Source organism: Bifidobacterium sp. LH_424 (assembly GCF_056356895.1).
In genome coordinates, this window is sequence record NZ_JBKEVC010000008.1 from 131338 (window position 1) to 140988 (window position 9651).

Annotated in this window: 8 protein-coding genes; 6 read left to right on the forward strand and 2 right to left on the reverse strand. The window is 64.7% G+C overall.

What is annotated here, in order from left to right:
• Positions 1-269: 269 nt before the first annotated feature.
• The 3 genes from AC1AYP_RS07825 (at position 270) to AC1AYP_RS07835 (ending at position 3877) form a co-directional block, all read left to right on the forward strand.
• Positions 270-2072: a proline--tRNA ligase gene (locus AC1AYP_RS07825; RefSeq protein ID WP_476547387.1), complete on the forward strand. Its 1803-nt coding sequence runs from the start codon at positions 270-272 to the stop codon at positions 2070-2072.
• Positions 2073-2252: 180 nt separating this feature from the next.
• Positions 2253-3122, forward strand: a complete 870-nt coding sequence (locus AC1AYP_RS07830) for an aldo/keto reductase (protein ID WP_476547389.1) — start codon at positions 2253-2255, stop codon at positions 3120-3122.
• Entirely contained in the window at positions 3119-3877 is a 759-nt protein-coding gene (locus tag AC1AYP_RS07835) for an HNH endonuclease family protein (protein WP_476547390.1), read from the forward strand. The genes AC1AYP_RS07830 and AC1AYP_RS07835 overlap by 4 nt, the downstream gene beginning before the upstream one ends.
• A gap of 25 nt (positions 3878-3902) precedes the next feature.
• Here AC1AYP_RS07835 and AC1AYP_RS07840 read toward each other — a convergent pair whose 3' ends face one another.
• Positions 3903-5276 (reverse strand): ATP-binding protein, encoded by a 1374-nt coding sequence (locus AC1AYP_RS07840; protein ID WP_476547392.1) that lies wholly within the window; start codon positions 5274-5276, stop codon positions 3903-3905.
• A 324-nt stretch (positions 5277-5600) separates the two neighbouring features.
• Here AC1AYP_RS07840 and AC1AYP_RS07845 point away from each other — a divergent pair, with 324 nt between their 5' ends.
• The gene (locus AC1AYP_RS07845) at positions 5601-7127 is read left to right on the forward strand and encodes an Nramp family divalent metal transporter (RefSeq protein ID WP_476547394.1); all 1527 of its coding nucleotides are present in this window, start codon (positions 5601-5603) and stop codon (positions 7125-7127) included.
• Positions 7128-7695: 568 nt separating this feature from the next.
• On the opposite strand, the gene AC1AYP_RS07850 is transcribed toward AC1AYP_RS07845, so the two are convergent.
• Positions 7696-8619 carry a hypothetical protein gene (locus AC1AYP_RS07850; protein ID WP_476547396.1) on the reverse strand — a complete coding sequence of 308 codons (924 nt, stop codon included), beginning with the start codon at positions 8617-8619 and terminating at the stop codon, positions 7696-7698.
• Between the two features lie 149 nt (positions 8620-8768).
• Between AC1AYP_RS07850 and AC1AYP_RS07855 the strand changes: the two genes are divergently transcribed.
• The gene (locus AC1AYP_RS07855; protein ID WP_476547397.1) at positions 8769-8978 is read left to right on the forward strand and encodes a hypothetical protein; all 210 of its coding nucleotides are present in this window, start codon (positions 8769-8771) and stop codon (positions 8976-8978) included.
• Positions 8979-8997: 19 nt separating this feature from the next.
• Positions 8998-9417, forward strand: a complete 420-nt coding sequence (locus AC1AYP_RS07860) for a hypothetical protein (protein WP_476547399.1) — start codon at positions 8998-9000, stop codon at positions 9415-9417.
• The last annotated feature ends 234 nt before the right edge of the window (positions 9418-9651 follow it).

The following is a 9651-nucleotide window of genomic DNA, read 5'->3' on the forward strand; positions in this document are numbered from 1 at the left end:
CGGTGATTTTCCGAGATTCTTTGCGCTGGGACGTCGTCAGCGCGAGGATTCCCGGATGAGTAGGCTGATTTCCGGGAATAGTCGCGCTGAAGGGTGGTGGGACATGAGGTGCCGGGGGCCGCATCGATTGGTTTGGCGTCGTTGGATGATTCGGAGTTGCGGTCGAACCGGTGTCATCGGTTGGTTTGGTGTTATCGGTCGAATCGGTGCCGTCGGCTGGTTCGGTGTTGTCGTCGGTGTTGTCGGTTGATTTGAATATCGTGGAGCGCATGACTTCCAATACCCTTCGTATGTCCACCCTGTTCCTGCGCACGCTGCGCGAGGACCCCGCCGACGCCGACGTCGATTCGGCGAAGCTGTTGCAGCGCGCCGGCTACATCCGCAAGGCCGCCCCCGGCATCTGGACCTGGCTGCCGCTGGGCCTGAAGGTCCTCAACAAGATTGAGGAGATCATCCGCGAGGAGATGGCCGGCATCGGCGCCCAGGAGGTGCACTTCCCGGCCCTGCTGCCGCGTGAACCGTACGAGGCCACCCACCGCTGGGAGGAGTACGGCGACAACATCTTCCGTCTCAAGGACCGCCACAAGGCCGACTATCTGCTGGCCCCGACCCACGAGGAGATGTTCACCCTCCTCGTCAAGGACATGTACTCGTCCTACAAGGACCTGCCGGTCACGCTCTACCAGATCCAGACCAAGTACCGCGACGAGTTCCGCCCGCGCGCCGGCCTGATCCGCGGCCGCGAGTTCGTCATGAAGGACGCCTACTCGTTCAGCATCGACGAGGAGGGACTGAAGAAGGCGTACTACGACGAGCGCGGCGCCTACGAGCGCGTCTTCCAGCGTCTCGATCTGAAGTACGTGCCGGTGTTCGCGATGTCCGGCCCGATGGGCGGCTCCGCGTCCGAGGAGTTCCTCGCGCCGATGCCGATCGGCGAGGACACGTTCGCGCTCGCCCCGTCCGGCAAGGCGTGGAACGTGGAGGCGCTGCACACGCCCGAACTGCCCGAGGTCGACTGCTCCGCCACCCCGGCCGCGCACAAGGAGGCCACTCCGGACGCGAAGACCATCGACAAGATGATCGAGCGCGCCGACGCCGACCATCCGCGCGCCGACGGCCGCGGTTGGGCCGCCTCCGACATCCTCAAGAACGTGGCGATCACCATCAAGCACCCCGAGGACGAGGATCACGACGAGCCGTGGCGCGAAGTCGTCGTCGTCGGCGTGCCCGGCGACCGCACGGTCGACATGAAGCGTCTCGAAGCGCAGTTCGCGCCCGCCGAGATCGAGGAGGCCACCGAGGACGATCTTAAGAAGCACCCGGAGCTGGTGCTCGGCTACATCGGACCGATGGTGCTCGGCCCGCAGGCCGAGAAGGCCGGCGTCGAGAACCCGTGCCGCTACTTCGTGGACGCCCACGTGGTCAAGGGCTCCGCCTGGTTCACCGGCGCCGACGAGCACGAGGTCGACTACTACGATCTCGTCTACGGCCGCGACTTCGAGGCTGACGGCACCGTCGAGGCCGTCGAGGTCCGCCACGGCGACATGAGCCCGGATGGCTCCGGCCCGTTGAGCTTCGAGCGCGGCGTCGAGATCGGCCAGGTCTTCCAGCTCGGTCTCAAATACTCGAAGGCCCTGGACCTCAAGGTCCTCGACCAGAACGGCAAGGCCGTCCCCGTGTGGATGGGCTGCTACGGCATCGGCGTCTCCCGCGTGCTCGCCTGCATCGCCGAGACCCATCACGACGAGCGCGGCCTCGCCTGGCCGAAGGTCTGCGCCCCCGCCCAGGTGCACGTGGTCGCCACCGGCAAGAATGCCGAGGCGTTCGACGGTGCCGAGAAGCTGGTCGAGGAGCTCGAGGCGAACGGCGTCGAGGTCATCTACGACGACCGCAAGAAGGTCTCCCCGGGCGTCAAGTTCAAGGACGCCGAGCTCATCGGCGTGCCCGTCATCGCCGTGGTCGGCCGCGACTTCGTCAACGACGGCACCATCGAGATCCGCGACCGCGACGGCGAGAACAAGGTGGTCGTCCCGGCCGCCGACGCCGTCAAGGAGCTGCTCGAGCGCCTGTAGGCCGCGATCGTCGCGATTCATCGCAATCGCCGTGACGTCGATCACGTGACGTCGATCACGTGACAGCAATCCGCCAAGTGCCGTGCGCCCGCCTCCCGCGGGCCACGGCACTTGTGATTAATGGCGGTAACGGCGACGATGGCACCTATGATGAGGAAGACGGATAAGGAGACAACCATCATGACGAACACCCCCGCGAACACCTTCCACACGCCCCTCGTCACCCTGAACGACGGGCATCTCATCCCGCAGATCGGCCTCGGCGTGCTGCGCATCGACGACGAAGGCGTCGTGCCCGTCGTCGAAAGCGCGCTCGAAGCCGGCTACCGCCACATCGACGGCGCCGCCGGCTACAACAACGAGGCGGGCGTGGGCCGCGCGCTCGCCGCCACCGGCTACAACACGGGCGAGAAGCGCAAGAGCCTGTGGCTCACCACCAAGCTGCGCGACTCCCAGCAGGGCTACGATTCCGCGCTCAAGGCGTTCGACGACTCCCTCGCCAAGCTGCAGGTCGACTACGTGGACATGTACATGATTCACTGGCCCACGCCGTTCGACTGGCGCAGCGGCGAAACGTGGAAGGCGTTCACGAAGCTGCGCGAGGAAGGCCGCGTCAAGACGCTCGGCGTGTGCAACTTCCTGCCCGAGCACCTGGAGAGACTGCACGAGGAGACCGGCGAATGGCCGGCCATCGACCAGATCGAACTGCATCCCACGTGGCAGCAGCGCGAGGTCGTCGCCTTCTGCAAGGCGCACGGCATCGCCGTCGAAGCGTACTCGCCGATGGCCCGCGGCGCCGACCTCAACGCCGGCGACGGCACGATCGAACGCATCGCCGAAGCGCACGGCGTCACGCCCGCCCAGGTGATCCTGCGCTGGCACATCGAGAACGGCACGATCATCATCCCCAAGTCCGTGCACGCGGACCGTCAGCGCCAGAACCTCGACCTGTTCGGCTTCGTGCTCGAACCGGCCGAACACGCCGCGATCGACGCGCTCGACGGCCCCACCCGCGCCGGCCACGACCCCCTCACCTTCACCTACGCGTGAGTCGTCGTCATCATTCGCGCTTTCGTCGTCGCCGCTTCAGCGCGGAACGGCTCGTCGAGCGTGTGCTGATTCTCGTCATCCTCGCCGCGCTCGCCGGCGCGGCGGTCGGTCTCGGCCTGCCGGAGATCAGCCCGACCGTCGCGAGCATCACCGGCGAGAGGGCGGCGACCGGACAGGCCGCCGACGTGCTCGCCACGCTCGCCGTCGACGACCAGCCGAACGCGTCCGGCTACAGCCGTGACGCGTTCGGCTACCGTGAGACCGACGATGACGGCGACGGCTGCGACATCCGCGAGGACATTCTCGCCCGCGATCTGAAGGACGTCACGTTCAAGGGCGCGACCGGCCGGTACGCGTGCACGGTCGCGTCCGGCACACTCGACGACCCGTACACCGGCAAGACCATTCAGTTCACGCGTGGTGCGACGACGTCCGCCGCCGTGCAGATCGACCATGTGGTCGCGTTGGAGAACGCGTGGCAGTCGGGCGCGCGCGGCTGGGACACGGCGAAACGGTACCGCTACGGCAACGATCCGTACAATCTGCTCGCGGTCGATGGCCCCGCCAATCAGGAGAAGGGGTCCGCGTCCGCCGCGTACTGGCTGCCGACGAACGGCGCCTACCGCTGCGACTACGTGGCGCGGCAGATCGGCGTCAAATCGAAATACGGTCTGACCGTCACGTCCGCCGAAAAGGACGCGATGCTCGCCGTCCTCCACGCCTGCCCCGGCCAGTCAGTCCCCGCCGACCAGTGAGACGTGACTCCGGCCGGCGGGCGGTTCAGCGTTCCGGATCGTCCAGCAGCGGTGCGCGCCCCGCATCGTATTCGCGCAGCAGCCGACGCAGCAGGAACGTGGTGAAATACGGCGCGGTGAACACGTGCTCGCTGCTGCCGACATTGCCGGCGTGCAGTTTGACGCCGAACCGGATCTCCGGGTATGAATCCGAGGCGATGAGTGTGCGCATCGACTTCGCCGTGCCCTTGCGCGCCTTCACCTCGACCGGCACCAGCCATTCGTGGGTGCGTACGAAGAAATCCTGCTCCAGCGTGGAGTTCTCCTTCTTGTAGTAGTAGAGGCCGTAACCGGATTTGCGCAATGCCTCGGCGGCGATGCTCTCGTACAACGCGCCTTTATAGACGCCGAGGTTGCGGTTCGCGCGCAGATCATCGCTCGCCTCGTCGTCCAGCATGGCGACGAACAGGCCGGTGTCTCCGAAATAGAGCTTGAACTTGTTCTCGTCGTAGTTGCCTTTGAGCGGCAGTTCCGGGTAGGACAGGCAGTGACAGACGTTCACCATGCCGGATGATTCCAGCCATTCGACGCATCCACGGTAGTCCTTGAACCGGGCGCCACGCGCCACTTTGCTGATCTGGAACTTCTTGTTCTCCTTGGCGAGCTGCACGGGGATGTGGTTGAACACGTTGAGGATGCGCGCCTGGTCGAGACCGTCGGCGTATTTGCGGATGTCCTCCTGATAGTCGCCGATGAGCTGCCGTTGCATCTGCAACGTGCCTTCGAAAGTCCCGGTGCGGATGGACGAGGCGACGACCGCGGGCATGCCACCGAGCACGCAGTAGTCGAGGAACAGCGAGGAGAAGGTGTTCATCTCCACCTGGCTGAACGGCCGTGCCTCGCACAGATGGGCGAGCATGCCGTCCGCGGTGTCGTCGCCGTATCCGCGCGCCCACAGGTATTCCTCGAAATCCATCGAATACATCTCGTAGTCGGTCTTGTACCCGACGCTGTTGCTTTCGATTTGCCGGTACCCGATGCCGAGCATCGAGCCGCTGCAGATCACGTCGAAACGCCCGTCGATCGCGAAGAACTTGAGCGTGGTCGCGATGTCCGGATGCGCCTGGATCTCGTCGAAGAACAGGAGCGTCTCGCCGGGGACGAAACGTTTCGACGGGTCGATGAGGGAGATGGCGCGGACGACGGCGTCCGCGGCGTAGCCGTCCGCCGTGATCGCGCGGTATTTCGGTTCCTCCACGAAGTTGATCTCCACGACGTTCGCGTAGTGGCTGCGTGCGAAACGACGGATCGTCTCGGTCTTGCCGACCTGACGCGGGCCTTTGATGATGAGGGGAAGCCGATGCGGATCGGATTTCCACGATTCGAGGAAACCGTCCGCGTTGCGCTTGAGATACGTCATGTTCCCCACCTTCCATGAATCGTTGCGATATGGCCGATTTTACACTTTTATGAGCGAGTTTCCTATGGTGAACAACATTTCCTGAGTGAGTTTTGCGATGATTTCACGATTTTATGAGGGATACTCCTGCGATGTATCGCATTTTATGAGGAAGATTGGTTTGGCGTGGGGCGGCAGGCGGGATGGTGGGCGGGTTGCGGCGCGCAACATGGGTGCGCTATACCGGTGTGCGGTGATTATGCGGTGACCATGCGGTAATCGCGAGGGGGAGTGCGGCAAGTGCAGGATACCGGTGTTGAGAATGGTGAAGCGAGTGGTGATGCGATGCGCGGTGACGCAGTGCGTGGCGATACGGCGCGTGGTGATGCGGCGCACAAGGCGCTGAACGACGATCGTGTGGTGAGCGGTGCGGCGGCGACGAACGATCCGACCGTCGCGAACGCGCGGCGGCAGGGGCGCGGCTACGGACGCGGGCATGCGGTGCGCGCCACGCCCGACACCGCGGCCGGCAAAGGCTACGGCCGCCGGCACAGCGTCGACAAGCATCGCGACTATGTGAAGGCCGGCGGACCGGAACGCGTCGCCTCCGAACTTGAAAAGGAACGTCAGCGGGCGCGCCACGAGGCCGGCGTCGTACGGCACGGGCACTCGCTGGCGAGCATCCTCGGCCCCGCGTTCGTGGCGGCCGTCGCCTACGTGGACCCGGGCAACGTGGCCGCGAACGTGACTTCCGGCGCGCGCTACGGGTACATGCTCATGTGGGTGCTGGTCGTCGCGAACGCGATGAGCGTGCTCATCCAATACCAGTCCGCGAAGCTCGGCATCGTGACCGGGCGCTCGCTGCCCGAACTGCTCGGCTCGCGCATGAGCGACGCCGGGCGCTTCATGTTCTTCATGCAGGCGGAGGTCATCGCCATCGCCACCGATCTGGCGGAGCTCATCGGCGGGGCGATCGCGCTGAACCTGCTGTTCGGCCTGCCGCTGTTCGCGGGAGGTGTGGTGATCGGCGCGGTCTCCACCGTGCTGCTCATGTTCGAGGGCGGGCGCACGCACCGCCTGTTCGAGAAGATGGTGATCGCGCTGCTGTTGGTCATCACGTTCGGGTTCATCGCGGGACTGTTCATCGCGCCTCCCGCGCCGGCCGACGTGCTCGGCGGCCTGATCCCGCGGTTCTCGAATCGTGATTCCGTGCTGATGGCCGCCTCGATGCTCGGCGCGACCGTCATGCCGCACGCGATCTACCTTCATTCGACGCTGGTCAACGACCATTACGCGGGCGGCGAGGAACGCCCCACCACGCGCGAGCTGCTGCACGGGTCGAAGATCGACGTGTTCTGGGCGCTCGTGCTCGCGGGAACGGTGAACCTCGCGCTGCTGATTCTCGCCGCGAACTCGCTGCACGGCATGACCGGCACCGATTCGATCGAAGGCGCGCAGCATGCGATCGTGAGCGTGCTCGGCCCGGTGATCGGCACGATCTTCTCGATCGGACTGCTCGCCTCGTCGCTGAGTTCCACGTCGGTCGGCACCTACGCGGGTTCGGAGATCATGCACGGATTGCTGCGCATCAAGGCGCCGATGTGGGCGTGCCGCGTGGTCACGCTCGTGCCGGGCCTGATCGTGCTGTGGTTCGCGCCGAATCCGACCGAGGCGCTGGTCATCGGCCAGGTGATCCTCTCGATCGGCATCCCGTTCGCGATCATCCCGCTCCTGCGCTACACGCACGACCGGAAGCTGATGGGCGAGTACGTGGACGGCCCGATCAAGCACGCGGTGTTCATCGCCGTCGCCGCGCTGATCGTCGCGCTCAACGTGCTGCTGATCGTGCTCACGCTGCTTGGTGTGGCGTAGCGGGGTGGTCTGGCCCCTTTCATGAGCCCCTCGGCTTGGAATCATTCGGGAATCGCATCGAGGGACAAGAGCCGGATGACGATCCGTGCCCCTCGGTGAGGAATGGAGGATCATCCGCGCCGAGGGACAAGGATTCTTGCCCCTCGACGTCGAATCGGGCTCCATGCGTATCGAGGGGCAAGAAATCCTGCCCCTCGACGAGAAATCAGGCATATTCCGCGTCGAGGGGCATGGATTCCGCGAGGCCTGCGGAATCGTGATTTCAAAAACCGCCATTTTCCAACGGTTCTTGGCTCTCCTTCACAGGCCATGGTGTTTGGGGCTTGCCCCTCGGTGCCGAATCACCCGTAATCTCCATCGAGGGGCAGGAATCGTTGTCCCTCGACGACGGATCATGGCTATTCTGCGCCGAAGGGCAAGCCGAGCCTGGCTGGATGCTCGACAGGTCCTCATTCGAAAAGCAGGTCATAGCCCCAGCCATCATTCATGCCCACTCATCTCAGCACACCCGCTCACCTCACCCCACACCAGCCTTCACCCCACACCAGCATCCACCTGCACCGGCACCTCACCGCAGCGGCTGCTCCACCGGGTGAAACGTGAACTCGGCTCCGCGCAGCATCAGCGATCGCGCCACTGCGAACGCGTGCTCGGCCCGCGCATCGGCGTTGGCCATCGTCGCTCCCGTAGCGATGCGGATGATCCACCCGTGGCTGAGCAGCCGGTCGCGTTTCTCGCTGTCGCGCCGCCATTGGACTTTATCGGTGCGATGCTGGTCGCCGTCGTATTCGACGGCCACGCGCTGTTCCGGCCACGCCATGTCGAGCGTCATCGGCGCGCCGCTGGCGAACACCATGCCGGGCACCGTGTATCCCGTGACCGGGCGCGGGATGCCATGCCGTATCAGGGCGAGCCGGTTGCGGGTCTCCATAGGCGAATCCACGCCGGCCATGATGTGTCGGCCTGCCACGATGCACGCGCGTTTGCCCCGGAACGTCGGCAGTTCCGCGGCGAACGTGGCGAGGCCGTCGCGTATCTGGGTTGCGGTGCGTCCGTGATGTAATGAGGATTGCCGTGCGATCGCGGTGACGATCGCGTCGCCGAGCGCGATTAGTTCCTCGAACGGCAGGTGCGGCGCGAGCTGCGCCCACGTGTGCGTCAGGTCCAATGCGTAGACGTGTCGGTTGACGCGTACTGGTTCGGCGTCGCCGAGCGCCCGCCAGACGTGTGGTTGCGTCGGGATGCCGCGTTTGCGTGTGCGGCGTTGTTTGGTGCTGGACACGGTGTGGAGGAGTGACGTGTCGAGGTCGCATGTGGCGGGAATCGGCACGGATTGGAGCATGAGCGAGGTGGTCATGCCGAACATCAGTTGGCGGCCGGCCGCCGTCGCCGCTTCGGTGCAGCGGCGTATGGCGTCGCGTCGTCGTTGCGCGAGACCGTCCGTCATGGTCGTCGCCGTGCCGCCTGCGATGGTGTGGTCCGTTCCGTTCATGGGTTCGACGGTAACGATGCGGGGGAGTGCGATGCAAGCGTGCGCGATGATGTGGTCGGAGCCCCCGCGAATCTTCACATTTGCGGAAGCTCTATGGTTTTCGGCGTTTCGTGTGTGGTGGGGTGATTGCGGAATGGGAGCGATGATGCGTGGAAACGTTCAGAATCATGAAGCCTTATGAGAAGCCAGAACTGGATGCCATCCTGGTGGATGGCACCGATATCGTGTGCGATTCGAACATGGGTGGTGGCGGTGACGCCGGTGGCGACAACGGCGACGGCGGCATCGACTTCGGCGGCGGTGACGCCGGCAGCGACAACGGCGGCGGCATGGACTTCGGCACCGCCAACCTCAACTGAGGCGTAGGAGTTCGGTAGTATGCCTCAGCATGACGGACACGGCGCTTCCGCGTCGTCCTCTGCCTTCCCGCGCAAGCGGGTCATCGCGATCATCGCGGCCATCGTCATCATCGTCGTGGTCGCGGCGATCGCCGCGTTCGCCGTCTCCTCTGGGAACAAGACGAACGGCAACACCGGTACCTCCGGTACGAGCACCAGCGTCAACAAGGAGTCCACGTCGAAGTCGAAATCCGGCTCCGACAGCTCCGACAGCTCCGACAGCGGCGAACCCACGTTGGACTTCTCCGAACTGGAGAACTCCGATGGCTCCGATTCGCAGGATTCAAGCGGGGATTCGTCCGGTGACAACGGCTCGTCCTCGCTGGGGATGACGCCGGCCGAGCATCCGGATTCGGATTCGGATAATTATGGGCCGATTTATGAGTTGAGTGGGGAGTGAGGCCTGGATTTTATCCCGGCTGTCTCTCCCCCACCCGCTTCGCGGGAGCCCCCTCGTCTGAACCGCACCCTGATTGTTGGACTGAAGTAATTCGGATTCGATGATTGGAGGTGCGGTTTCTCATGTCCGGGAATCGCAGGCGTCGTTATGACGATGGTTTCATGCGGCTCGTCGTTGGTGTCTTCCATGAGGGCCATGGCTATAAGGCCGCGGCGCGCCGGCTTGGCGTGTCCG

What these genes read in the sequence shown, in the direction of transcription:
- AC1AYP_RS07845 (WP_476547394.1), top strand. Translation starts at nt 5,601, where the DNA reads ATGCGCGGTGACGCAGTGCGTGGCGATACGGCGCGTGGTGATGCGGCG.
- AC1AYP_RS07825 (WP_476547387.1), top strand. Translation starts at nt 270, where the DNA reads ATGACTTCCAATACCCTTCGTATGTCCACCCTGTTCCTGCGCACGCTG.
- AC1AYP_RS07830 (WP_476547389.1), top strand. Translation starts at nt 2,253, where the DNA reads ATGACGAACACCCCCGCGAACACCTTCCACACGCCCCTCGTCACCCTG.
- AC1AYP_RS07860 (WP_476547399.1), top strand. Translation starts at nt 8,998, where the DNA reads ATGCCTCAGCATGACGGACACGGCGCTTCCGCGTCGTCCTCTGCCTTC.
- AC1AYP_RS07850 (WP_476547396.1), bottom strand. Translation starts at nt 8,619, where the DNA reads ATGAACGGAACGGACCACACCATCGCAGGCGGCACGGCGACGACCATG.
- AC1AYP_RS07840 (WP_476547392.1), bottom strand. Translation starts at nt 5,276, where the DNA reads ATGACGTATCTCAAGCGCAACGCGGACGGTTTCCTCGAATCGTGGAAA.